Source organism: Denitrovibrio acetiphilus DSM 12809, assembly GCF_000025725.1.
Classification (GTDB): domain Bacteria; phylum Chrysiogenota; class Deferribacteres; order Deferribacterales; family Geovibrionaceae; genus Denitrovibrio; species Denitrovibrio acetiphilus.
In genome coordinates this window covers 2,699,386-2,723,626 of record NC_013943.1, presented here as the reverse complement: position 1 = coordinate 2,723,626, position 24,241 = coordinate 2,699,386, and the positions used below count along the sequence as shown (strand labels likewise).

Genomic DNA, 24,241 nt, shown 5'->3' with positions numbered 1-24,241 from the left:
AGCGCAAACCGAGCACAGCAACAATAATATACACTGTAAATTATACCCGACACAAACTTAATCATGCAACACCATGAAACATTTATTTTCATATTGCTATCTGATCTGGTATTTGCGCTTAGCAAGGTAATATCCTGCAACAAAGCCTATGAAGAAAAGCACTAAAGCACCCATGTCTATGCTTCTGGAATTACTTCTGGAATTACTTCAGGGTTTACCGATGCTTCTGATACGATTTTTCCTGTTGCTGCCCCAAGTCCGGATATCGCAGCACCCATTGCAGTATCAAAAGCACCTTTTAGATCAACCGTACTGTCATGTGCAGGTGTTTCATACTCGAGCTCGTTTTCAAGTTCTTCCTCAAGATCATCAAATGAACAGCATCCAGAATCAGAGCTTTCATCTTCTGAATCTCCGAACAGTAATGCTCCGCCAACTATAACTGCAGCACCAACTACCGCACCAATTACGCCATATTTTAACCAGCTCATAATATCCTCCTTATGATTTTGTAACTATAAGCTAGCATATGAAGATTCCAGAATATGGAAAGATACGTAAAAAGTTTGAGTAGTAGGTATAGGGTTAGAGTAGTGTTGATTCTAGTAGAGCATGCATTAAAACACTCAAAAATACGGAATGCTTTATCAGATGTACCAGCCAAGGTACCATCTAAAGTACCATCAAATTAAATATAAAAACATTTGATACCCTGTTGATTTATTCAGTGTCTGAAAATACACATAATGCCAAAACACGAAAGGCGGGTTATATGATTTTCATTTGAGCTCATTACTTCTGCAAATATGTCTTTGCAAAAGTAATGCAAAAAATGCCTGGAGGGATATTCTTTGCAACAGTCATTGACTTACATCGAAATTTATGACGAAAAAACCTGTGATTAACTATTGAGAATAAAGGCTTTGTGGAAGTTGTCAAAATGTAGAGAATGATGAAATTACATTTAATGAAAAAATGGTCTTAAAGATATTTTGTAAACACAAATTGCATGTTGATGTCTGTTACATTGATTATAGTGATGCTATCGACTATATAATTTTTGGCGTGATACAAATTATAACTCAAGTTTCGCATCTTGATATAGTGCGATAACTTGTTGTTATAGCTAGGATAACAATAGAAAAAGTCTCACATAGATGGTATATTGATTTTCCAATAACAATTACATCAAGGAGACTTTTTCTATGCTTGAGAATAAATCATGGCAGTCTGAAATACAAGCGGCATTGTGGAAAGAATTTGAGATATTCCGAGTAATGAAGGCTTTGCAACTGCGTACAATTGCCTATAGGTGCGGTATTTCAAAGAATCAGGGCGTCGAGCCGTTTTCGATTCTTGTGGCTTTAGTTTTTCTGACTTTTCTCGGTAAGAGCGTTCACCATTTTGTTTCCCATTGCCGGAACAGTCTATTTGATTTAGGCGGTAAAGATGTTTTTTATCGTTTAAGTACACGTACAAGTATCAATTGGCGGCGTTTTATGATGGATATATCGCTTAATGTGATCAGATATTTCAAATCATTCAGCAGCTGGCAGCAGCGTGTTCTTGTAATTGATGACACAGTAATTCAGAAAGCCGGCAAAAAGATAGAAGAAGTATCATGGGTGTTTGACCATAGCAAAGGTAAAAGCGTGAAAGGCTTCAGTGCTGTTGTGCTTGGCTGGAGTGATCGTGCGTCATTTGTCCCTGTAGATTTTGCTTTGCAGCGAAGCAGCAGAAAAGTATTCAAACAATCGACAGAAATTGAAATGGATAAGCGGATGCTGGCGTGGCATCGTCGACAGGAAGCAGTAAAAGACAAACCAACACTGGTAAAGGAAATGCTTAAACGGGCGAAACAGAAGGGTCTGGATGCTGGGGCTGTTCTGTTTGACAGCTGGTACTGTATGCCGAGGCTGGTGTCGTCAATTTATAATGAGATAGGCTATGACGTGATTGCCATGCTTAAAACTACACCGACATTGACTGTTGCTGTAAATGGCAAGGTATACTCAACCAAACGCTTATGGGAATGTGTTGTTCCAGATTTGATTAAGGCAACAGTAACAATTGGCAAAGATCGGGTGTCTGTATCTTCCATCAATGCTTTTTTCGGTTCAACTCTGGTTAAGCTGGTCTTCTGTCAGCCATCTGAGAAAAGTAAATCAAAGAAGCCTATTATTCTACTGTCTACGGATACATCTTTGACATCGGCAAAAATAATTGAAACCTATGGTCAGCGTTGGGCAGTAGAAGTGTTGTTTAAAGATGCCAAGAGCAAGCTTTTCTTTGGGAAAAATCAATCCAGAACCTTTGAGGCTACTATTTGCTTCCTAACACTATCGCTCGTTAGGTTTATCATCCTGAGCTATATGGAACGGATAAATGGTGATTTCCGTCACAAAGGCAGTCTGTATGAGGGTCTGCGTTATGAGGTCGAAGAACTGAATATTCTGGCGTTTATGGAAAAATTCATAAACCGATTATTATCAATAATTGATGGAGCAAAGGAAACATTTACAGTTTTTATGAATAAATTGGCTGGAATACAGGAAATGGTAAGGCTTTCAATACAGAATCTGATGTTTCAAAGGTGCGAAACTTGAGTTATAATATTAATACGCATGGCTCTTCTCTGTCTTGTAAAATCTATAGCCCTGAGGGGCTCTGATTTGCTCTCTGCTTGATGTTATCTTAGTTCATGCATCTTTTCCTTATAATGCACCTTTTTGACGTTTAAACAGTTGACTATGTGCTTTGGTTATGTTGCGATTTAATTCAACTAAGTTGATATGTGATGTTGTTAATTCAACAATCAGTAACATATTGGTAAGTAGCATAAATTCAAGATAAGGAAACTTAGTGGACAAAAGATTGTTCACTTATGCAACTTATGTTACTTAAAAATAAACCCACAGTAATACCAATCAGATAACTCATTGTTTCTTATGTTGGCTTATTATATTTAAGTCAACATTTATGTTTCCTTAAGTGTTATATTGATCCCTCCTTGTGATTCTATCAACTGTTTCCTATTCAATTATTCCTCTCCTAACACTCTGCCCATTCTTCACAAAGGGCGGCTGCTTGTTCCAGAACTGTCTGGGTGGCTTTGTCGCTTGCTTCTGGCGGGTAGCCGTATTTGCGGAGTATACGTTTAACGATTACTCTCAGCTTGGCTTTCACAGCGTCTCTTTTAGTCCAGTCTATGGTTACGTTCTTCTTAACTGCTTGCACAAGCTCAACAGCGACAACTTTCAGCTCGTCCCCCATCTCTTTTAAGAGCCTCTCGCCAAAAGCGGCATTTTCTGTCAGAAGTGCATCGTAAAAAGCGATTTCATCATCACTCAGCCCAAGGTCGTTGCCTCGCTCTGCTTCTTTTCGCATCTCTTTTGCAAGGTCTATAAGATGCTGAATAACCATTGCCGCCTCAATAGAGCGGTTCTGGTAATTCTTCATCGATTCTTCGAGTCTTTCTATAAATGAGCGGGATTTCACCACATTCCGTTTCAGCTTAATCTTTATTTCATCAGCCAACAGCTTTGCCAGCATCTCAACGGCAAGGTTCTTGTATGGGTATTCTTTCACCTCTGCCAAAAATTCATCTGAGAGAATGGAGATTTCTGGTTTGTCCAAGCCTGCTGCACCAAAAACATCTACAACGCCATTCGCCGTAACCGCTTTTGAAACAAGCTGTTTAAGAGCCGTATTCAGCTCATCTGGCGACTTTTTCTCTGGGGTAATGGTGTTCTTTATGATTGCCGCTTTAATTTCTTGAAACAGGGCTAAATAGTCTCTGACTTCCACCGTCTGGGGTGCAGGGACAGCCAGTGCAAAAGCACGTGAAAGCTCTGTCACCATCTTTATAAAGTCCATTTTGCGGTCTATGGAGAGAACATATTCCATAGCTTCATAAATGCCGTCCAATCGTTCTTTTTCTTTGGAGTGAAGGATTGCCTCATAGTCAAAGTCGTGCATAAGGTCGATGACCTGCTCGAACTTCTCCATCATATATGCGGCGGCTTCGTCTTTGTCGTGGTGAGACTTTCCTTTACCGCCACTAGCGGTGTAATTACGCATAGCGTTTTTCAGGTCGTCTGCAATGCCGATGTAGTCCACCACCAGTCCACCGGGCTTGTCTTTGAAAACCCTGTTAACACGAGCGATTGCCTGCATAAGGTTATGCCCGCCCATAGGTTTGTCTACATACATCGTATGCATACATGGTGCGTCAAACCCTGTCAGCCACATGTCACGAACTATTACCAGCTTGAAGTCTGTGTCGGGCTTTTTGAACCTGTTTGCCAGCTCTTCTCTCTGCTGTTTGGTGCGTATGTGCGGTTGCCATTCTTCCTTGTCAGATGCTGAGCCGGACATTATGATTTTTATGAAGCCTTGCTTGTCGTCTTCGTCATGCCAGTCTGGGCGTAGCTTTGCTATTTCATTGTAAAGCTCAACACATATGCGGCGGCTCATACACACAACCATAGCTTTTCCGTCCATAGCAGAGAGTCGGTCTTCGAAATGCTCTACTATGTCTTTCGCTACAAGCTCCAGCCTGCTGGTCGCCCCTACAAGAGCTTCTAATGCTGTCCATTTTGCCTGTAGCTTCTGTTTTTCGAACTTTTCTTGGTCTTCTGTTACTTGCTCAAACTCTGGGTCTACTTTCGGTTTTTCAACCTCGTCAAAGTCGATTTTCGCAAGACGTGCTTCGTAATAGATGCGGACGGTTGCCCCGTCATTTACAGCATCTTCCATGTCGTATATGTCAATATATGAGCCGAATACGGAAGTAGTAACTTTGTCTGATGTTTCGATTGGCGTTCCGGTAAAGCCGATGAACGCCGCACCGGGGAGAGCATCCCGCATGTGCCGAGCAAAGCCGTCTATGAAGTCATACTGGCTTCTGTGTGCCTCGTCTGCCATAACGATGATGTTTCTGCGTGGGCTCAGCTCTGGGTGGCTGTCTTCGTCTTCTTTCGGGAAAAACTTCTGTATCGTGGTAAACACTATTCCGCCGGATGCCACATTTAGCAGTTCCCGCAGGTGTGCTCTGCTTGTTGCCTGCACAGGTTTCTGACGGAGCAGGTCACTGCATAGTGAGAAATTGCCGAATAGCTGTTCGTCAAGGTCGTTCCTGTCTGTAAGTACAACCAATGTCGGGTTGCTTAGCTCCAGCTTTTGCACAACTTTACCAGAATAAAATACCATAGAGAGGCTCTTTCCGCTTCCTTGAGTGTGCCACACAACGCCTATTCGTTTGTCCCCTTTTTCGGAGGTAGCTTCAACTGTTCTGCTGAGTGCTTTGTTCACTGCGTGGTACTGATGGTAGCCAGCCATCTTTTTGATGATTTTGTCGTCACTCACTTCGAAAACGATGAAGTTTCGGATGATGTCCAGAAAACGCTCTTTGTCAAACATGCCTCTGATGAGCACTTCCAGCTGAATCATGCCTTTTGGGTCTTTTTCGCCGTTCACGGTCTTCCACGGCATGAAGCGTTCCCAGTCGGCAGTAAGTGAGCCTGCCGTTGCACTGTAGCCGTCGGAGGCAATAAGGATTTCGTTATAGTTAAACAGGTTCGGGATGAAATTTTTATAGTTTTGAAGCTGAGTGAAGGCATCGAACATAGTTGCCTTTTCATCAGATGGATTTTTCAGCTCGATTACTGCCAGCGGTAAACCGTTTACGAAGACTATAACGTCTGGTCTGCGCTTCTCTTTTGCCTCGGTAACGGTGAACTGGTTCGCCACCAGCCAGTCATTGTTACTAATGTCTTTAAAGTCGAAAAGATTGATTATTGCTGTCTTTGTCTCGCCGTCTTCGTGGTATGGAATGCTGATTCCGTCTGTGACGTATTTATGAAACGCTCGGTTATTGTCGATGAGCTTCACGCTCTCCGGGTTACTAAGCTTTTTGATTGCTTCATCAATCTGCTCTTCGCCTACCTCTGGGTTAATCTCCATCAGCTTGCGTTTCAACCGCTTGGTGAGAATAACCTCGTCCGTGCTGATGCGTTCATAATCGCCGCCGTCATCATCCACCATGGTAAAGTCAGGAGCAAAGGCGTAGTCATACCCCAGCTCTTTAAAAAGGTCTATTAAAACGTATTCGAGTGTGTCTTCGATGAGTTTAGTCATATGTAATCTCGCAAGTTTTATGCTATATTTGTTTATATATTTTTACATTCTTTTATATATTTCTGTTTACATTTAACTTCTTTTGACTTACCTTATTAACAAGGACAGGGGATTCCCAGTCGACACTTGGTTGTGGCGGATGCGTCACAACCTTTTGTTTTTTATGGGTGACACTTCAAGCCCCAGCCGTTCTCTTCCCCAGAGTTATTTGTATAGAATTTTTCTTTCACAACGTTATAAGCTCTGTTATCTTGTTCAGGTTTAAGTATTTTAAGACCTACTGGTCTTGCTACGAGGTCAGCAAGTTGAAGTCCTGTTGAATTACTCTTTTTGTCTGCAAAAACAATTTCGAACGGGAGTGCTTTACCCATATAGTTTTTGCCATCACATATTCGCCTGAATTCCAACTCTAATTCATTATCTTCTTTCTTCCCTCTGTTTTCCACAATCACATGAGTTATGCTCTTCAATTCATCCTGACTTCGAAGGTAGTAAAAAAGTCTCTCCAAGCAGAAACCCAATGCAATATGGTATGGGTTTTCAGCTTCTGGATTCTTTTTGCATAACTCATCCTTTTTGATTACTGTCGTAATGATTTTGAAAGGTGTTTCCGCTATTATTTCAGTTATTTCATTAAGAAAAATATTTTTCAGTTCTCTGCTTTTTAGAAATGTAAATGCCCCTCTATCCTTGCGTATGTCGGATTCATGTAAAATAACTTGGTCATGCCCAAAGTGCTTAAACTTAAAATTCTTCATTAAAGGTATGAGTTTGTCAGAGTAATCAGATTTCTTAAATATGCAGAAAGCAAGCACAAAAATAGGGTAGCTTGGATTGGTATTTGTAAGACTATGGTCTCCGCTTTCATCAACGAAAACAATGTAATCACTAAATATATTTTTCAATTAATCTTCCTTTTCTGCCATTTTTACATCACAACGCCATTACTTCTGCCCAAAAGTTTCCAAGGTATAACCCAATACCTTTACCTAGCTGGGCAGGAGCATATAGTTTTTTAAACTCTACATATGCAGTTTTCAAATCTGCATTAGCAATAAGGTTCTTTTTAGCCATGTAAGCCAATGCTAAACCCGCTGAGCGAGATTGTCCTTGATTGCAATGAATCAAAACTTTTCTCTGTGGTATTTGCTCATCAAGAAACTCAAACGTCGCCTTCATTATTGGATGTGTGAAAACTGGGAGAAACATCTTCTCCATGTCCACTAGATTTAAAAATAAGTGATTCTTTTCAAGATGTACTATATAGCTAGGGTGATTTTGTGGAAGAGCTTTCTTATAGCGTAGAAATTTTTGGTGACAAGTTTTACAAGCATGAACTATTGCCCACTCTGCATCGCACATTGAGCAACTCGTGTCATTTCCAACATATAGATTTTCGCTAACTTTAATCATCTTACACCTCGATTTCTCCACTAATGAGCCTAGGAAGGAGAGAGTCTCTCAAATCTGTAAGAGTGTTCTTTTCGATTATATTTTTTTGAATAAGTTGAAAAATTGGCTCTACAATACTTGTGAATTCACTAATGATTTTCTCATCCACAGGAAACACACTATTAATATTTCTGAAATTCTTCTTGCTAATCTCTAAAAAGGTTGAGCCGTTAGCATTTGCAATAATAAGTTCTATGTTTTCTTTGCACCAAAAATATATGAAATATTTGGAGAAAGTTTCATTTTCTTTGATGGCAATGAAACCTTGGTTCACAGCAATTGGCGTCTCTGAAATCGCAACGTACCCGATGGGGGCTCGTGAAGACAATAAAACCGTTCCTTTTGGTAATAACCCTGAGCTTATTTTATTAAGCCCTTTTTCCGTCAACATTCTCTCAGTAGTGAGAATAATGGGCTCATTTAAGTTTGAAAGGTCTTTCGGTGTTGCCCAGTGGTAAATACCATTAACCCAGTACTCAGGTTCTTTTGTGCTTGGAGTTCCACCGCCTAACGCCTCGAACACATCACCAAGTGATTTAACTTCCCAGCCTTTGGGGATGGGGTTGTTTAGTTGTTCGGAGTGGACGAATTCAGACGGGAAGAGTGAAGCGATTTCGTCGGGCATGCCTGAGGGCTCTTCGCCACGAGCTTTCGCATGCACAGGGTCAAAATCCACAAACCAGCTCTTGAAAATAGCTCTCGCCATCTCCTCCAGCGTCTCATTCATCTTTCTATTCAACTCAATCTTGTCATCAAGTGATGAAAGGATTGATGCAACTTCTTTTTGAATTTTCGGACTAGGAGCTTTGCACTCAAGAACACCTATTCCACTCTGGGTTATAAGTGGTTGAGCACTACCTGTAGCAGCCCTGCTTACATTTAAACTCTTGAGTAAATAGTAGAGAAAGTTTAAATCTGTGTCATTTTTTGGAGTAGCTTGTATGGCATTGTCTGTTACCCAGTTATTGCCTTCAGCCATATGAATAGAGCCGCAATATGCTCCAACACGTCCAATAACAATCACCGGGTCACTATTTAAGACTTCGTTTGTGGAGGCTATTTGGCCATTTGCACCCCACACTCCAGACTTTCCAAAATCAGTATAGAACTTATTATTCAAGCCTTTGCCATTCCTAAGATTTGCTAAGTCAGCTAATTTATACTCTTTCCACTCGCCCATATTACTCACCCTTTTCCAGCTTTTTAGTTTGTTGAACCAGCTTGTCAAAGTCGCTGGTGGGTGTTTCTGCTTCCAGCTTTTTCTGTTTTTCGGTGTATTTGCCAAACTCTTCTATGGCGAGTTTCTTTGCTACTTCCGCTTTTATTCTGCCTGCGTTGTTCAGCACGTCCATTTCGTTGAACTCTAAGAAGCTGTCCAGCTTGGCTGACCACTCTATCATGGTCATTGTCTGTCTTCTGCTGGCTTGCAGTTCAGCATAATCCAAATACATCACAACTATTCTATTCAGCTCTTTCAGCTCGTCTTCTGTCAGGTAGTTTTTCGCAGTGGCTACGTCACCTTTGCGAACCTTGCCTTTCGGTGCATTTTTCCATGTCTGCAATCCCATGTTTGGCTTGTCTGCGTCTGCACGCTCGGCTATTAGCTCTGCCGCTGTATGCCCGTGTATTGCCCAATGGAGCTTGTTTTGCACTGTGGCGTAGAACTCTTGCGTGATTTCTGCTTGTGGGTCATAGTCCACACTACACTGGGCGTATATGTCGGTGATTTTCTGGTAAAACCTGCGTTCGGATGCCCGAATGTCCCGTATGCGTTCCAGCAGTTCATCAAAATAATCCTGCCCAAGGTTTTTACCCTCTTTCAGACGCTCGTCATCCATGGTGAAACCTTTCACCACATATTCAGTCAGGCGTTCTGTCGCCCACTGGCGAAACTGCGTACCACGTTTTGACCGCACACGGTAGCCGACCGCTATAATCATCTCTAGGTTGTAATGGTCGATTAAACGCTCAACCTCCCGTCTGCCCTCGGTTTGAACTGTCAACCATTGGTTGACGGTTGACTGGGGCTCTAGTTCCCGCTCCTGAAAAATCCTATTTATATGCTTGCTTATATTTTGCTTGGTTGTTCCATATAGCTCAGCTAAGGCGTTTTGACTCATCCATACGGTTTCATCCTGAACACGCACCTGCACCTTGGTTGTTCCGTCTTCTGCTACATAAAAAAGAAATTCTGTATTTGGTGATGCTGGAAGGTCACTCATTTGCACCCTCGCCATAACCTAGCTTTGCTAAGTTTTCTTTAATCACTGCGTCCAGCTTTTCGCCTTCCGTCATCTGTGAGTATAGCTGGGTGCTGAGGCGTTTCATCTTTTCGTCAAACGGTTCGCCGTCGTCCTCAACCTCTTCCGCACCGACATAACGCCCCGGAGTGAGCACATAGTCATGCTCTTTTATGGTGTCCAGTGTTACCGATTTGCAGAAGCCCGCAACGTCTTCATAAGATTGCTTCCCTTCGCTCGCAATGACATCAGGATTAGAACGCCAAGCGTGGTATGTACTGGCGATTTTCTGAATGTCTTCAGGGACGAGCACACGGTGGACTCTGTCTTCCAGCCTGCCCATTTTGCGTGCATCTATGAAGAGTGTTTCCCCTTTCCGCTCTCTGTGTCCGTTCTTACCTTTGTTTCGTGCGAGGAACCAGAGGCATACGGGAATCTGGGTTGTATAAAACAGCTGACCGGGCAGAGCAATCATGCAGTCTACAAGGTCTGCTTCTATGATGTTTTTTCTGATTTCACCTTCACCGCTGGTGTTACTGCTCATTGAGCCATTAGCGAGGACAAAGCCTGCCACGCCGTTTGGTGCAAGGTGGTGTATAAAGTGTTGAATCCATGCGTAGTTTGCATTGTTGTCTGGCGGTGTGCCATATTTCCAGCGGACATCATTTTTCAGCTTGTTTCCGCCCCAGTCGCTCATGTTGAACGGCGGGTTTGCGAGTATAAAATCCGATTTAAGGTCTTTATGCAGGTCGTTTGTGAATGTGTCCGCCCACTCTGCACCAAGGTTTGCCTCTATACCTCGGATGGCAAGGTTCATCTTTGCCAGTCGCCATGTTGTAGCGTTGTATTCCTGACCATAGACGGAGATGTCACGTAGCCTGCCGCCGTGTTCCTCTGCAAATTTTTCTGACTGTACAAACATACCGCCAGAACCACAGCACGGGTCGTATACTCTGCCTTTGTACGGTTCAATCATCTCTACGAGGAGCTGAACGACACTCTGGGGAGTATAAAACTCTCCGCCGGAACGTCCTTCCTTTGAAGCAAACATTCCAATGAAATACTCATATACACGCCCCAGAAGGTCTTTAGAAGATTGAGCTTTGTCTATGAGCGGAATAGAGCCTATTATGTCTAAAAGCTCGCCAAGTCGTGATTTATCAATCTCAGGTCTGGAATAAGTTTTCGGTAAAATATTTTTCAAAGTCTTGTTTTCTTTCTCAATGGCTATCATAGCATCATCAAGAACTTTGCCTATCTCCGGAGTTTTAGCCTTTGCGATGAGGCTTTCCCAGCGTGCTTCAGCCGGAACCCAGAACACATTATCGCTCATGTATTCGTCACGGTCTTCCGGATCTGTATAATCTGTCTCCTGAGTAGCCAAAAGCTCGTCGTATTTTGCCTGAAAAGAATCTGAAATGTATTTAAGGAAAATCAGCCCCAAGACAACATGCTTATACTCTGATGCGTCCATATTGCCACGGAGCTTGTCCGCCGTCTGCCAGAGCTTGTCTTCGAAACCGATGTTTGCACTTCCGTTTTGCTTTGCCATCTATAATCACCTGAATTAAATTATACTTGTCACACCATACATTAAACCATAACTTTGACTGATTGAAAATATTAATAACTGTTGGGCTTCAAACTTAACTCAGCTATCAAAATGTCTGAAGCCTAACACAGCCAAAGCAAAATAGTGCCCGCATAAACGCAAAAAAGAGTTGGTATAGGGGTGGTTTATGTATATTAATCTTTATAACATCAGCCAGAGACCCTGCCAATGGTTCACAGCCCTATATAAGTCTGCTTGCTTCTAAATTACAGTTTCTCATCGAATACGTCATGTCTTACTTCTTGGCTTTATACTACGGAATATCCCAATTCCTTTTTGTGGCTTTCTTGATTTCATCATTTTCTACGCTTTGGCAACCTTTATTAACCTTTAATTTTAAAAGATTAATTATTGATTTCAGCGACACCAGTGTTCCGCAAATGCAAAGACTTTTGCAAAAAATATCCCTATACGCAATTTTTGTATAACTTTTGCAAATTCATTTTTGCAAAAGTTATGTGTTTAAATGACACGAAGATAAACATCTATTTGTTTTTTACAACGTGTGCATTTGCTGTGTGTTGTATTATTTGATGGCGCATGAGAGATTTTCCACTTAAACAGATGGTACTTTAGATGGTATATTAGACGGTACATCTATCCCTGACTGATGCTGTAAATTAGGCTTATTCAATAGGCTTTATGCATGAGCAGTTAGGAGTAATTGACTCCAGATTGCTAATGCTGGTGACAGACAGGCTTATCAAAATCATAGGAGATCTACTTCCATAATCAGAAAAAATCTCAATTAATGGTGAAGCGGCAGGAAAGCTGGCGCTAAGGTCATGGCTAGCTATTTTAGGCATCGAAAAAAAATGGACTATGCCAGTCATAGATTGGGATTTAATATACTTACAGCAGTATATCAACTATGAATATAGTGAACCGACGAATTAAGACAGCTTAGCTGGATTTCTAAGTGTTTTTTACATTAATTACTGTCTGATAGTCTGAATCAACCTCTTTTATTTCATGTTCAGGTTTTACAATCTTAACTTTTCCATGGAAAAACTTACTGTATTCCTGCTGCTTTGTCTCATTTTCTGTTTCAATAACAAATTCACTCATTATTTCCTGCCTTTTGTTTGTTTAGTTTATAAGGAGTATAAATATAGTTATACACTCCTTGAACCCAAGAATAGGTGTACCATAACCCTATTAGGAAAAGGCCTATCTGTTTGTGCTGATAAGCTGTGTACAGGAAAAATGGTTGCGATATCAGCCCTGCTAAAAAACCCCACTTCCTCCAACTCTCTGTACGACCCACAAGCCATATAGAAAGCCCCCCAAAAATAAATATCCCTGTTTGTGCTATTATCTCAGCCATATCTAATTCCTAAATCACCTGTTGTACACTGCGTATATCTTCAACTGAATAAAACGCCTTAGGATTACATCTTGTAACTGCCCTTAAAACTTTTTTCAGTTTTCTTTTTCTAATTATTGTTAATACAATATGGACATTTGTCCCCTGTCTCCCTTTTGCATCAACATATGTAACCCCAAGTTTGAGCCTTCTTAAATATTTAACTAGGGCTAGACCATCTCTCTCCTGTGTTATAACTCTTACCATACAGAAACCAAGAGATATCCTTTCTTCAATAATTAGGCCGATATAACTTCCTAACCCAAAGCCTGAAGCATACGCAAATATATTAACAGGAGAAATTGAACCATTATAAAAAACTATCCCAAGTGCCGAAATATTGACAGCTGAGGATAGTATCCCCATAAATGGAGCTACTTTTTTAAGTCCTTTGCTCACAAATATAAGTCTTATAGTATCAAGAGTTACATCAATACTTTTAAGAATTACAATTAAAAAAAAGCTCAAGATGAGAGCAGTATCTATGTTTTCCAATATTAATTACTCCTTTTTTAAATAAGCCCTTTATCATGAAGATAGTTTATATCAGCAGGACTGTATTTTTTTCAAATTCGAAATATTCATTTTCTTTTTATCTCCTACCCCTTTCATTTTACGTGACTTACACATTAAACAGGAGCAATGAACGGCTTGCTTATCCAGGCAGCCCGGGGCTTTATACCCCCATCCGTTTTTGTCTGCTATTTTTCTCTTTTTACTTACTCAAGTTTCGCATCTTGATATAGTGCGATAACTTGTTGTTATAGCTAGGATAACAATAGAAAAAGTCTCACATAGATGGTATATTGATTTTCCAATAACAATTACATCAAGGAGACTTTTTCTATGCTTGAGAATAAATCATGGCAGTCTGAAATACAAGCGGCATTGTGGAAAGAATTTGAGATATTCCGAGTAATGAAGGCTTTGCAACTGCGTACAATTGCCTATAGGTGCGGTATTTCAAAGAATCAGGGCGTCGAGCCGTTTTCGATTCTTGTGGCTTTAGTTTTTCTGACTTTTCTCGGTAAGAGCGTTCACCATTTTGTTTCCCATTGCCGGAACAGTCTATTTGATTTAGGCGGTAAAGATGTTTTTTATCGTTTAAGTACACGTACAAGTATCAATTGGCGGCGTTTTATGATGGATATATCGCTTAATGTGATCAGATATTTCAAATCATTCAGCAGCTGGCAGCAGCGTGTTCTTGTAATTGATGACACAGTAATTCAGAAAGCCGGCAAAAAGATAGAAGAAGTATCATGGGTGTTTGACCATAGCAAAGGTAAAAGCGTGAAAGGCTTCAGTGCTGTTGTGCTTGGCTGGAGTGATCGTGCGTCATTTGTCCCTGTAGATTTTGCTTTGCAGCGAAGCAGCAGAAAAGTATTCAAACAATCGACAGAAATTGAAATGGATAAGCGGATGCTGGCGTGGCATCGTCGACAGGAAGCAGTAAAAGACAAACCAACACTGGTAAAGGAAATGCTTAAACGGGCGAAACAGAAGGTCTGGATGCTGGGGCTGTTCTGTTTGACAGCTGGTACTGTATGCCGAGGCTGGTGTCGTCAATTTATAATGAGATAGGCTATGACGTGATTGCCATGCTTAAAACTACACCGACATTGACTGTTGCTGTAAATGGCAAGGTATACTCAACCAAACGCTTATGGGAATGTGTTGTTCCAGATTTGATTAAGGCAACAGTAACAATTGGCAAAGATCGGGTGTCTGTATCTTCCATCAATGCTTTTTTCGGTTCAACTCTGGTTAAGCTGGTCTTCTGTCAGCCATCTGAGAAAAGTAAATCAAAGAAGCCTATTATTCTACTGTCTACGGATACATCTTTGACATCGGCAAAAATAATTGAAACCTATGGTCAGCGTTGGGCAGTAGAAGTGTTGTTTAAAGATGCCAAGAGCAAGCTTTTCTTTGGGAAAAATCAATCCAGAACCTTTGAGGCTACTATTTGCTTCCTAACACTATCGCTCGTTAGGTTTATCATCCTGAGCTATATGGAACGGATAAATGGTGATTTCCGTCACAAAGGCAGTCTGTATGAGGGTCTGCGTTATGAGGTCGAAGAACTGAATATTCTGGCGTTTATGGAAAAATTCATAAACCGATTATTATCAATAATTGATGGAGCAAAGGAAACATTTACAGTTTTTATGAATAAATTGGCTGGAATACAGGAAATGGTAAGGCTTTCAATACAGAATCTGATGTTTCAAAGGTGCGAAACTTGAGATTGTTATTGGAAAATCAATATACCATCTATGTGAGACTTTTTCTATTGTTATCCTAGCTATAACAACAAGTTATCGCACTATATCAAGATGCGAAACTTGAGTTAATACATCATGCCGAACAGCCATAAAGGTATTCGGTTGCCATGACCTATTTCGATATCGTCTGATACTACATAGCTATTGTTCATGTCTTTGATCTGATCAAAACTTTTCTTTTTACCGCCAATTTCGAAGGTGGTTCCGTCAGCAATATAGTCGCCGGAAGTGGCGTACTCCACTGTTACAGGCAGAAAGTTGTCCTGCATTCTGAAGTAGTTGGTCAGCTGGTTTATGAAAAAGACCTCACGGGCGGTCCCTATATCGATTTTATTAGCAATTGCATATTGGATGTTTGTATTGTTCAGAAGTAGTTTCTCTGATTTCCTTATTGGTTTGTTTCCCGTTCCTGCCGGCTTAACCAGATTTACAAGACCAGCTTCTCTTAGGTAAATGAGATATTCGTTTAAAGTTACCCTGTCGATGCCAGTGGCAGACGAAAGTTCAGTCTTTTTCAGCTCGTATGGAGGCGTGGTTGCCAGCATATACAGAAGTTTCTTAAGCTGATGCATCTTTGCGTATTTGATATCACAAACGAAGCCCATATCGGTTTCAAGGACTTCATTGATTGTATTAGAGAGTCTCATTTGAAAAGATTGTTTGCCCTGCAAAGAGAATGGGTAGTAGCCTATTTGCAGATATTCCTGAAAGTATTTCAGCGTTTTCCCTATATTTGCATGAAGTTCTCCTGCAATAGTAACATGATTAGGAATCAAGTCGTCATAAGTTGTAACTGGAATGTCTATGCCGTGTGCCAGTGCAAGGTATTCCCTAAAAGACAATCCATCTAGATGATAAACTGTTGCACGTCTGCTTAGATCAGCATCTTGCTTGTTCATTTGCAGCAGACTTGAGCCTGAAAAGACAACTTTGAGTTCCGGTCGAGTGTCTATGATTGCCTTGATATGTTTCGACCACTCAGGATACTTGTGAACTTCATCGAGAAAAAGGTATTCACCGCCCTGTTTATGAAATTCGGCTGCAAACTCGTGCAGAGGCGATTGCTGGAACCTGGGGTTGTCTACAGAAATGTAGAGTGCATTGATGCTGCCGTCATAGACAGATTTAAGATACTGGAGCATGAGTGTGGTTTTACCTGTCCCTCTGGCTCCAAGTATGCCTATGCAGTTGCTTTTCCAGTCGATTTTATCGAAAAGGTATCTTTTGTGCTTTTCGGGCAGTTTTTTAAGTATTAAAGCCTGTTCAGAAAACCAAATGTCAAAGTCGAACATATATACACCTCTGTAAAGTCTACTTTACATGATTGGGGCGTAGCTGTAAAGTGTATTTTACAGTATTATTTGACTCGTCTTAATCCTTTTCCTGTTTTTCTAGCTGTGGTAATGCTGGTGGCTATTTTATTAGCTGCCTCGTGGAGTGGATCGTTTTGTACATGGGCATAGTAGTATTCAGTCGTTGTAATACGTTTGTGCCCCAACAGTTTTGAAATGAACTCAATGTTGATGCCCCCTGAGATAGCTGTTGAGGCAAAAGAGTGGCGCAGGTCATGTATTCTTACATCTTCCAGTCCAGCTTCTTTTCGGAGACGTTCCCAAATCTTTTGTAAACCTATTAGACGGGAGTTTTCGAATTTGCCAAAGCAGACATACTCGTTGACCTTATAAGCGTTCTCTAGCATATCCAAAACCTCGTGGGAGACAGGCACGTTCTTCTCGCCGGTTTTAGATTTTGGTATGTGGAGCAAATTAAGCTCATTCTTGATATTTTCCCACTTGAGGGTAAGTATCTCTTCTTTCCTGCAGCCCGTGTACATTAAAAGCCTCAAAGCAAGTACAGCTGAGTAATACTTCTCTTCATATTTCTCTAGAACGTCTTCGAGCCTTTTAGTCTCATCAGGAGTGAGAAACCTCTGCACAGGAGTTTCTTTGTATTTCTGAGTGTGGACACATGGATTAGTATTTTGAGGTATATATCTCCATGTCTCAGCCAAGGTAAACATTTTGCGAAGCAGTGCGTGTACTCTGTTTGCCTGGACAGGAGTTGACTTGCCGATTTTGTGATGAAGCTTTGCAGTGTCTTCAGGTGTAATGCTTTTAAGAGGTCTGTTGCCAAACGCTGGCAGAATAAGTCTTTCTAGGTAGCTTTCATTGGTTTTCACAGTGCCGGCACTGTTGTTAGGTCTTGCATGGTGCTCCAGATATATTTCAGCAAATTCGGAGAACAGCATCGCTTTGCGCTTTTCCTGCTTCTCTTTAAGAATGTCAGTCCCGCCCTGAGCCTCTGTGAGCTTAGTTCTGGCCTTTCTTCTTGCTTCATCGGCAGTGATATTGGAAGCTCTGAAAAGAGTCATGACCTTCTGTCGGCCTTCTTCATTTCTGTACCTAATTACATATGATTTCGTAGGTCTCCCTGTAACACGCAGGGCAAAGCCCTTTAGCTCAGTATCCCAAATGTAGTAATACCCGCTCCCTTGTGTCGCTGGTTTAGCATTTCGTACAACAGCGTCAGTGAGCTTCTTCTTTGTGTTCATCACAGTCTCCAAAAATGTAAGCACTATGTTAGCAGTATTATCGGTAAAACACGGTAAAAGCTAGTAAGACTAAGTAAGTCTTATTTATAAATAATCATAAATTAGAATAGTTTATATAACAAGTGGAAAATTGCGAAAAGTGCTACTTATTGACTGTTAATCAATAGGTTGCTGGTTCAAGTCCAGCTCGGGGAGTTTCAAAAGCCCATCGTGATGATGGGCTTTTTTCGTTTGTCCTCAGGTAAGAATTACTCAAAAATTCTATGATCGAGCCAGACATGATGTTTCGTCTATGATCTGAATTTCTCATAGCCTTCAATCTCTAAATAGGTTTTCTTATTGAGATACTTAATACAACTACTGAAATCTTTGCAAATAGTGCTTATCTGTTCGTTAATATGTAAACTCGCATAACATGCTGCAAATCCGGTAAAGTGCGCCTCTTGCTTTGAAATATAGAACAGTGTGTTTAATGTGCGGTTGCGGCAGTTGCTATTTTGAGCATATTCGCTTTTCATATAATTGTCATGGCTATGCTTGATTGATTTCATAAATAATTAACAAAGAATAACGACATTATGAATTTATGGCATGAAAAAGGTGCGTGGATTACAGCTTGACATGTAAAGGTCTTTATTGTTAAGGAGATGTAAAATTACCTTTATGTTGCACTGATTGTTTTTTGCGAGGAAGCAATGTCTAAATTGTTAACAGTTGACCCTCTCACTCGTATCGAAGGGCATATGAGTGTGGAGACTGCTGTCGAGTCTGGAAAAGTTTCTGAGGTTCGGATAGCTGGGAATATGTACAGAGGTTTCGAAAGAATGCTTCTGGGCAGGCATCCTGTGGATTCTGCCAGAATTGCGCAGAGGATATGCGGAGTCTGCCATGAGGTACACGGAGTATCCTCTGTGATGGCTCTTGAGCAGATTTTCGGAATAACGCCTCCTGCCAACGGTATCATCCTGCGGGACATGATACTCGGTCTTCACATCGTTACTGATCACATTCTCCACTTCTATAACTTATGCCTGCCTGACTACGTCAATCTATCATCTGCTGCGGGATACAACGGGAAAGACAGAGACCTGAGAAACATATCAGACTGGCTTAGTTCGTCGGGAACTGCTTTTATGCAGAACAGGACAGAAGGCAACTACATAAAAGATAAAGATAGTGCCAGAAGGTTTGCTTTGAACTACTTCGAGGCGATTAAAATAAGAAGTCAAGCGGCGGGCGGACTTGCTATTCTGGGTGCAAAAGTGCCTTTTATTCATGCGCTTATGCCTGGTGGTATTACCACTGAGATTACAACTGACGCCTTAATGAAATACTACAGAGCACTTGATGCAACGGCTGAGTTTGTCAGCAGTTCATTTATGCCGGATGTAATAGAGATTGCCCAGAGATTTCCGGAATATTTCGATATAGGTGAAGCCTATAATACATTTTATGCACACCAGTCATTCAACTCTGCAAAGGGGGACCTGTTCACGCAGGGGGTGATTGCGGACGGTGAAAAAGTTGATTTCGATTATAACAAAGTCAAAGAGCTGATAGGTTCTTCATATTATAAAGCTGACGGAAGCCCTGATGAAAACGCAGAAGGTGCGTATAGCTGGATAAAAGCACCCAGATATGACGGGATTCCTCTTGAAACCGGTCCTATAGCAAGAGCGGCTGTGGGGAATGACGAAGAATTTAAGTCGCTCCTCAGAAGACTAGGTCAGAAATCCATAAAGTCATCTGTGATGGGCAGGCTGCTTGCAAGGGCCCACGAGTCAGTTATGTTATGTAATTATTTATATGGCAGAACGGAAGAATATGTCATAGGCAAACCTGCTATCAGAGCTGTTGACCTTCAAGCTCCGGTTTCGGGGGAAGGGATAGGCTTCTCAGTTGCTGCAAGAGGTGCTCTTGTGCACCATATCACAGCTTATAAAGGCAAAGTTACTGACTATAAAATGATAGTGCCTTCAACATGGAACTTTGGTCCCACAGTGGACGGCAGGCTTGGGGTTGCGGAGAAAGCAGTGCTGGGCACTCCGGTTAATTACGGCGGGGTAAGCGGCTCCATAGAAGTAGGCAGGGTCATAAGAAGTTTTGACCCGTGCACTGCCTGCTCAATTCATTAGGTGGCGAGATGCTAAGCAGAAGAGATTTCCTTAAAAGATGTCGTGACATTTCCGCTGTTGTTTTCGGTGCAGAAGTTTTCGGAGCACAGATAGCAGAGGGCTTTATGAAAATACAGTCCGCGGACAGACCGCAGCTTGTCTTTATTCAGGGGCAGAGTTGTACCGGGTGCTCTACATCGCTGATGTACGGGAATGAAACAGATTTTATAGACTTTATAATGAAGCTGGTTAGAGTGCAGGTTCACCCTAATCTTTCATTAAGCCAGGGCAATGGCTATCTGAATATGCTTGATGAAGTTACATCTGCCGGGGGGCATATTCTCGTTCTTGAAGGGAGTATTCCGGCAGAGATGAAGAAAGCGTGTATGCTTGGGGAAGAGCCCCTCTATGATGCCCTTAAGAAGCATCTCGAAAAGGCATCTGCTGTTGTTGCCAGTGGTTCCTGCTCATGCTTTGGCGGCATTCCGGCATCCGGAGCGAATGAAACCGGTGCAATAGATATCGTACAGTACATGCGCGAGACAGGCATAAGTAAACCTCTTATTAAAATTCCAGGCTGCCCTGTTCATCCTGACAGGCTTATGGGGACTGTTGCTTACATACTCGGTGCTGGGAAAATGCCGGATATGGAAGACGGTATACCCGTTCAGTATTTCGGTGACCTTATTCACAACAACTGCACAAGGTTTCAGTATTTCTCTCAGGACATTTACCTTGAAGACTATGCAAAGGATAAGCATTCCTGCCTGCTTAAAAAAGGCTGTCGGGGGACGATAACAAAATCTGACTGTGCTCTTCGGCGATGGAACGGCGGCGTGAATGTGTGTGTTGAAAGTAATGCACCGTGTGTCGGCTGCATAAACGAGAAATGGCCGTTCAAAGAAAATATATATCTCAAGTTTCGCACCTTTGAAATAGCAGATTTTCAATTGAAATCCTAATCACCCCTTGAATGTCGTTCAATTTATCTGTAAAAAGTGCAAATGTTTCTTTTACTCCATCAATAATAGATAATAACCGTTTTAAGAATTTATCCATAAACGCCAGAATGTTCAGCTCCTCGACTTCATACCTCAATTCCTCGTACAGACTGCCCTTGTGACGGAAATCACCATTTATCCGTTCCATATAGCTCAGGATGATAAACCTAACGAGTGACAGTGTCAGGAAGCAAATAGTAGCCTCAAATGATCTGGATTGATTTTTCCCAAAGAAAAGCTTGCTCTTGGCGTCTTTAAACAACACTTCCACCGCCCATCTCTTCCCATAGGTCTCAATAATTTGTGCTGAAGTCAGAGTTATATCAGTAGAAAGCAGAATGATAGGCTTCTTTGACTTGCTTTTTCTCAGTGGTTTACAAAAGACAAGCTTAACTGAAGTACCACCAAATAAAGCGTTTACACATGACACAGACACCAGCTCATTGCTTATTGTCAGTGTCTCTTTGCGCAGGCTGGGGACCACGCATTCCCAGAGTCTCTTTGTCGAAAATATCTTACCATTTACCGCCACAGTCAACGTTGGTGTGGTTTTAAGCATAGCAATAACATCATAACCGATCTCATGAAAGATTGATGAAACCAGCTTCGGCATACAGTACCAGCTGTCAAATAAAACTGCTCCTGCATCCAGCCCTTTCTGTTTAGCCCGTTTAAGCATTTCCTTTACAAGTGTCGGCTTATCTTTAACAGCTTCTTGGCGACGATGCCATGCCAGAGCACGTTTATCCATCTCTGGTGTTGTCGATTGTTTGAATACTTTCTGACTGCTTCGTTGTAAGGCAAAATCTACAGGAATAAAAGAAGAACGATCACTCCAGCCAAGAACCACTGCACTGAATCCCTTCACGCTCTTGCCCTTGCTATGGTCAAACACCCAGGAAACTTCTTCTATCTTCTTGCCGGCTTTCTGAATCACTGTGTCGTCAATGACAAGAACACGCTGCTGCCAGCTACTGAATGACTTGAAATGCCTGACCACCTTAAGTGATATATCCATCATAAAACGCCGCCAATTGATACTTGTACGTGTGCTTAAACGATAAAAAACATCTTTACCGCCTAAATCGAATAAGCTGTTTCGGCAGTGGGAAACAAAATGGTGAACGCTCTTACCGAGAAACGTCAGAAAAACTAAAGCCACAAGAATAGAAAATGGTTCAACGCCTTGATTCTTTGTAATACCGCATCTATAGGCAATTGTACGTAGTTGCAAAGCCTTCATTACTCGGAATATCTCAAATTCTTTCCACAATGCCGCTTGTATTTCAGACTGCCATGATTTATTCTCAAGCATAGAAAAAGTCTCCTTTGGCAATTTTTTGTTAGAAAATCAATATACCATTTATGGGAGACTTTTTCTATTATTATCCTAGCTATAACAATAAGTTATCGTACTATATCAAGGTGCGAAACTTGAGTATATATGTTGAAGCAAAACATATTGAAGACCTTCCGTGGAATGACTTTAAAAAACTTTCCGCTCCGAAAGGAGAGAAGTAATGGATAAAAAAACAAGCTACCGCTTTTCGCTCAATACAAAAATGGCTATCGCCACAGTTCTGATAATTTCATTTACGCTCCTAGGTGTTATCATTTTTGATAACATCAAGCTTCGTATGACAGAAAGATCCATAACAGGGTATATGAATTATCTAAAAGATATTATTTACATGTCAACTTTCGATGCTCTTAAAAAGGGCAATATGAACACCTTTCAACATCTGATAGATGAGATAGGAAAGTATAAAGATGTAAAAGAGTTTTCTCTGGTCAAGCCGGACGGAACAGTGTCCTATTCTTCTCAGAAAGAGATGGTGGGGCAGGTTATTGATTCCGACAAATTTCTTGATTCAGAGGAGTCTTATACTGACAAGGCTGAAATGGTCTATCATTTCCCTGTGAAAACAATCGGGTATTGCGTCAGATGCCATACTTCATGGGAAGAAGGCTCAATAAATTCTTTTTACGTGGTTAAGCTCAGCAGAGAGACTGTGCTTTCAGTCAAAAAACTTTCACTTATTTCTGATATTTTTGTGCTTTTTAGCGGTATTTTATTGATAGTGATGATATATTTTCTTGTCAGCAGGCTTATTATTAAGAAGGTCGGAATGTTGCAGAATACCATTGTTCAGGCATCAGAAAATCTTGATCTCAGCCTTCATTCGCATATTAACACAAGTGATGAGCTTGGTGAAATTTCAGACCGTTATAATAGATTCATGCAGATTATCAGCAAGGATATAACGGCAACCTTCCGCAGTATATCTAATATCATGGAGCAGGTGCTCCCGCTTTCTCTTTCGTCTATGCGTTTAAAAACAATGAATGATGAAACATTGAGGCTTGCAGGGGAAGTTGCGGCTGCAAGTGAAGAGATAAGTGTTACCGTAAAAGATTCTGCTGAAAATATAAGTAATTCTTCCGTGAAAACAGACGAAACTCTCAGCCTTTCAAAAGAGGGTGTACTTGTTATGAAAGAGACAACCGAGATATCAAATGAGGTGAGCGGAATAGTTAACGAGCTGGCATCCGGCATGTCTGACCTGCTGGCATCTTCTCATGAAGTTGGTGAGATCGTAATGGTTATTACCGACATTACAGAGCAGACAAATCTGCTTGCTCTTAACGCTGCAATTGAGGCAGCCAGAGCCGGTGACGCAGGGAAAGGATTTTCTGTTGTGGCTGATGAAGTCCGAAAGCTTGCAGAGAAAACTAACAAGTCTGCCAGTGATATTTCTGATGTTGTGAGCAGCATGCAGGAAAAAGTGCAGGAAGCAGTAGGCAGAGCCGAAGATGCTCTTTTGAAAGTTAATGATCAGATGGATAAGGTGAGCCTTGCTAACGGTAAATTCGAAACTATACAGGCTGCTGTGGATGATCTGAGCGGTATTATGGTACATATCTCGTCGTCTGTGCAGCAGCAGTCAGCGGCTATGACAGAGATTGCATCAAATATCGAGGAAGTTGCCCGTATGAGCGATCAGAACTCCGGGGGTATAAATAATATGATAACAGGCGTTGAGTCTGTTGTAGGGCTTCTGGATGAAACAGAACAGGAGCTGAAGAAGTTTACCCTTGAATCGGAAATACTGCCTATGATCCACGCAAAAGTGACACATGTGCTCATGATGAAGACTATCTTCCATGGAATGATATACCATGAACCGATAAATATTGTGAGCTACGAGGAATGCCCTTTTACCAGATATTACAGGGATGAAGGGGAGAAGCTTTTCGGTCATGACAGCGACTTTATAGCGCTGGACGGACTGCACAAGAAGGTGCATGAGTATGCCCTTGCCATAAAAGAAAAACTGGACAAAGGAAAAGATGTTGAAGCGGATATAGCTATGCTTCAGGATAAAATAGAGGATTTTATCAGCGGTATGAATATTGTAATTTCAAAAGGTCTGTGATTTTTCAGCAGACCTGATAAATCTTATATGTTACACACTATGGCG

17 protein-coding genes and 1 pseudogene are annotated in these 24,241 nt (G+C 41.4%); 5 read left to right on the top strand and 13 right to left on the bottom strand.

All coding sequences use genetic code 11. The features are described from left to right. Positions 1 to 176: 176 nt before the first annotated feature. Complete coding sequence (locus DACET_RS12940; RefSeq protein WP_013011820.1) at positions 177 to 491, bottom strand: hypothetical protein; 315 nt, start codon at positions 489 to 491, stop codon at positions 177 to 179. Positions 492 to 1,205: 714 nt separating this feature from the next. Here DACET_RS12940 and DACET_RS12935 point away from each other — a divergent pair. Then, positions 1,206 to 2,606, top strand: a complete 1,401-nt coding sequence (locus DACET_RS12935; protein WP_013010124.1) for an IS4 family transposase — start codon at positions 1,206 to 1,208, stop codon at positions 2,604 to 2,606. A gap of 445 nt (positions 2,607 to 3,051) precedes the next feature. On the opposite strand, the gene DACET_RS12930 is transcribed toward DACET_RS12935, so the two are convergent. The 9 genes from DACET_RS12930 to DACET_RS12895 all read right to left on the bottom strand — a co-directional run bounded on the left by DACET_RS12930 (position 3,052) and on the right by DACET_RS12895 (position 13,303). Further along, positions 3,052 to 6,138 (bottom strand): type I restriction endonuclease subunit R, encoded by a 3,087-nt coding sequence (locus tag DACET_RS12930; protein ID WP_013011819.1) that lies wholly within the window; start codon positions 6,136 to 6,138, stop codon positions 3,052 to 3,054. A gap of 161 nt (positions 6,139 to 6,299) precedes the next feature. Further along, a complete protein-coding gene (locus DACET_RS12925; RefSeq protein WP_013011818.1) occupies positions 6,300 to 7,043 on the bottom strand; it encodes a DUF3800 domain-containing protein in 744 nt (247 codons plus the stop codon). 28 nt (positions 7,044 to 7,071) lie between these two features. Beyond that, a complete protein-coding gene (locus tag DACET_RS12920) occupies positions 7,072 to 7,551 on the bottom strand; it encodes a dual specificity protein phosphatase family protein (RefSeq protein ID WP_013011817.1) in 480 nt (159 codons plus the stop codon). Position 7,552: 1 nt separating this feature from the next. Beyond that, the gene (locus tag DACET_RS12915; protein WP_013011816.1) at positions 7,553 to 8,770 is read right to left on the bottom strand and encodes a restriction endonuclease subunit S; all 1,218 of its coding nucleotides are present in this window, start codon (positions 8,768 to 8,770) and stop codon (positions 7,553 to 7,555) included. A gap of 1 nt (position 8,771) precedes the next feature. Next, a complete protein-coding gene (locus DACET_RS12910) occupies positions 8,772 to 9,812 on the bottom strand; it encodes a virulence RhuM family protein (RefSeq protein WP_013011815.1) in 1,041 nt (346 codons plus the stop codon). Continuing rightward, the gene (locus DACET_RS12905; protein WP_013011814.1) at positions 9,805 to 11,382 is read right to left on the bottom strand and encodes a class I SAM-dependent DNA methyltransferase; all 1,578 of its coding nucleotides are present in this window, start codon (positions 11,380 to 11,382) and stop codon (positions 9,805 to 9,807) included. The genes DACET_RS12910 and DACET_RS12905 overlap by 8 nt, the downstream gene beginning before the upstream one ends. Positions 11,383 to 12,357: 975 nt before the next feature. After that, positions 12,358 to 12,510, bottom strand: a complete 153-nt coding sequence (locus DACET_RS16400; RefSeq protein WP_013011813.1) for a hypothetical protein — start codon at positions 12,508 to 12,510, stop codon at positions 12,358 to 12,360. Beyond that, positions 12,503 to 12,769, bottom strand: a complete 267-nt coding sequence (locus DACET_RS12900) for a hypothetical protein (protein WP_013011812.1) — start codon at positions 12,767 to 12,769, stop codon at positions 12,503 to 12,505. The genes DACET_RS16400 and DACET_RS12900 overlap by 8 nt, the downstream gene beginning before the upstream one ends. A 9-nt stretch (positions 12,770 to 12,778) precedes the next feature. Beyond that, complete coding sequence (locus tag DACET_RS12895; RefSeq protein WP_013011811.1) at positions 12,779 to 13,303, bottom strand: DUF2179 domain-containing protein; 525 nt, start codon at positions 13,301 to 13,303, stop codon at positions 12,779 to 12,781. 351 nt (positions 13,304 to 13,654) lie between these two features. Here DACET_RS12895 and DACET_RS16775 point away from each other — a divergent pair. Next, positions 13,655 to 15,054 (top strand): annotated as a pseudogene (locus tag DACET_RS16775) (IS4 family transposase). 104 nt (positions 15,055 to 15,158) lie between these two features. Here the strand turns inward: DACET_RS16775 and DACET_RS12880 are convergent. Both DACET_RS12880 and DACET_RS12875 read right to left on the bottom strand, forming a co-directional pair. Continuing rightward, the gene (locus DACET_RS12880) at positions 15,159 to 16,385 is read right to left on the bottom strand and encodes an ATP-binding protein (RefSeq protein WP_013011810.1); all 1,227 of its coding nucleotides are present in this window, start codon (positions 16,383 to 16,385) and stop codon (positions 15,159 to 15,161) included. A 65-nt stretch (positions 16,386 to 16,450) separates the two neighbouring features. Further along, a complete protein-coding gene (locus DACET_RS12875; protein WP_013011809.1) occupies positions 16,451 to 17,644 on the bottom strand; it encodes a tyrosine-type recombinase/integrase in 1,194 nt (397 codons plus the stop codon). A gap of 695 nt (positions 17,645 to 18,339) precedes the next feature. On the opposite strand from DACET_RS12875, the gene DACET_RS12870 reads away from it, so the two are divergent. After that, positions 18,340 to 19,779, top strand: a complete 1,440-nt coding sequence (locus DACET_RS12870) for a nickel-dependent hydrogenase large subunit (RefSeq protein ID WP_013011808.1) — start codon at positions 18,340 to 18,342, stop codon at positions 19,777 to 19,779. 8 nt (positions 19,780 to 19,787) lie between these two features. Next, positions 19,788 to 20,720 carry a hydrogenase small subunit gene (locus DACET_RS12865; protein WP_013011807.1) on the top strand — a complete coding sequence of 311 codons (933 nt, stop codon included), beginning with the start codon at positions 19,788 to 19,790 and terminating at the stop codon, positions 20,718 to 20,720. Here the strand turns inward: DACET_RS12865 and DACET_RS12860 are convergent. After that, positions 20,674 to 22,074: an IS4 family transposase gene (locus DACET_RS12860; protein WP_013010775.1), complete on the bottom strand. Its 1,401-nt coding sequence runs from the start codon at positions 22,072 to 22,074 to the stop codon at positions 20,674 to 20,676. The two genes, DACET_RS12865 and DACET_RS12860, sit on opposite strands and share 47 nt — an antisense overlap. Positions 22,075 to 22,279: 205 nt before the next feature. On the opposite strand from DACET_RS12860, the gene DACET_RS15765 reads away from it, so the two are divergent. Further along, entirely contained in the window at positions 22,280 to 24,196 is a 1,917-nt protein-coding gene (locus tag DACET_RS15765; RefSeq protein ID WP_013011806.1) for a methyl-accepting chemotaxis protein, read from the top strand. Positions 24,197 to 24,241 lie beyond the last annotated feature (45 nt).

Excerpts from the sequence above, each read along its gene's own strand:
- DACET_RS12935 (WP_013010124.1), top strand. The coding sequence starts at position 1,206 with ATGCTTGAGAATAAATCATGGCAGTCTGAAATACAAGCGGCATTGTGG.
- DACET_RS12860 (WP_013010775.1), bottom strand. The coding sequence starts at position 22,074 with ATGCTTGAGAATAAATCATGGCAGTCTGAAATACAAGCGGCATTGTGG.
- DACET_RS12910 (WP_013011815.1), bottom strand. The coding sequence starts at position 9,812 with ATGAGTGACCTTCCAGCATCACCAAATACAGAATTTCTTTTTTATGTA.
- DACET_RS12900 (WP_013011812.1), bottom strand. The coding sequence starts at position 12,769 with ATGGCTGAGATAATAGCACAAACAGGGATATTTATTTTTGGGGGGCTT.
- DACET_RS16400 (WP_013011813.1), bottom strand. The coding sequence starts at position 12,510 with ATGAGTGAATTTGTTATTGAAACAGAAAATGAGACAAAGCAGCAGGAA.
- DACET_RS12880 (WP_013011810.1), bottom strand. The coding sequence starts at position 16,385 with ATGTTCGACTTTGACATTTGGTTTTCTGAACAGGCTTTAATACTTAAA.
- DACET_RS12940 (WP_013011820.1), bottom strand. The coding sequence starts at position 491 with ATGAGCTGGTTAAAATATGGCGTAATTGGTGCGGTAGTTGGTGCTGCA.
- DACET_RS12930 (WP_013011819.1), bottom strand. The coding sequence starts at position 6,138 with ATGACTAAACTCATCGAAGACACACTCGAATACGTTTTAATAGACCTT.
- DACET_RS12920 (WP_013011817.1), bottom strand. The coding sequence starts at position 7,551 with ATGATTAAAGTTAGCGAAAATCTATATGTTGGAAATGACACGAGTTGC.
- DACET_RS12905 (WP_013011814.1), bottom strand. The coding sequence starts at position 11,382 with ATGGCAAAGCAAAACGGAAGTGCAAACATCGGTTTCGAAGACAAGCTC.
- DACET_RS12870 (WP_013011808.1), top strand. The coding sequence starts at position 18,340 with ATGTCTAAATTGTTAACAGTTGACCCTCTCACTCGTATCGAAGGGCAT.
- DACET_RS12865 (WP_013011807.1), top strand. The coding sequence starts at position 19,788 with ATGCTAAGCAGAAGAGATTTCCTTAAAAGATGTCGTGACATTTCCGCT.
- DACET_RS12915 (WP_013011816.1), bottom strand. The coding sequence starts at position 8,770 with ATGGGCGAGTGGAAAGAGTATAAATTAGCTGACTTAGCAAATCTTAGG.
- DACET_RS12875 (WP_013011809.1), bottom strand. The coding sequence starts at position 17,644 with ATGAACACAAAGAAGAAGCTCACTGACGCTGTTGTACGAAATGCTAAA.
- DACET_RS15765 (WP_013011806.1), top strand. The coding sequence starts at position 22,280 with ATGGATAAAAAAACAAGCTACCGCTTTTCGCTCAATACAAAAATGGCT.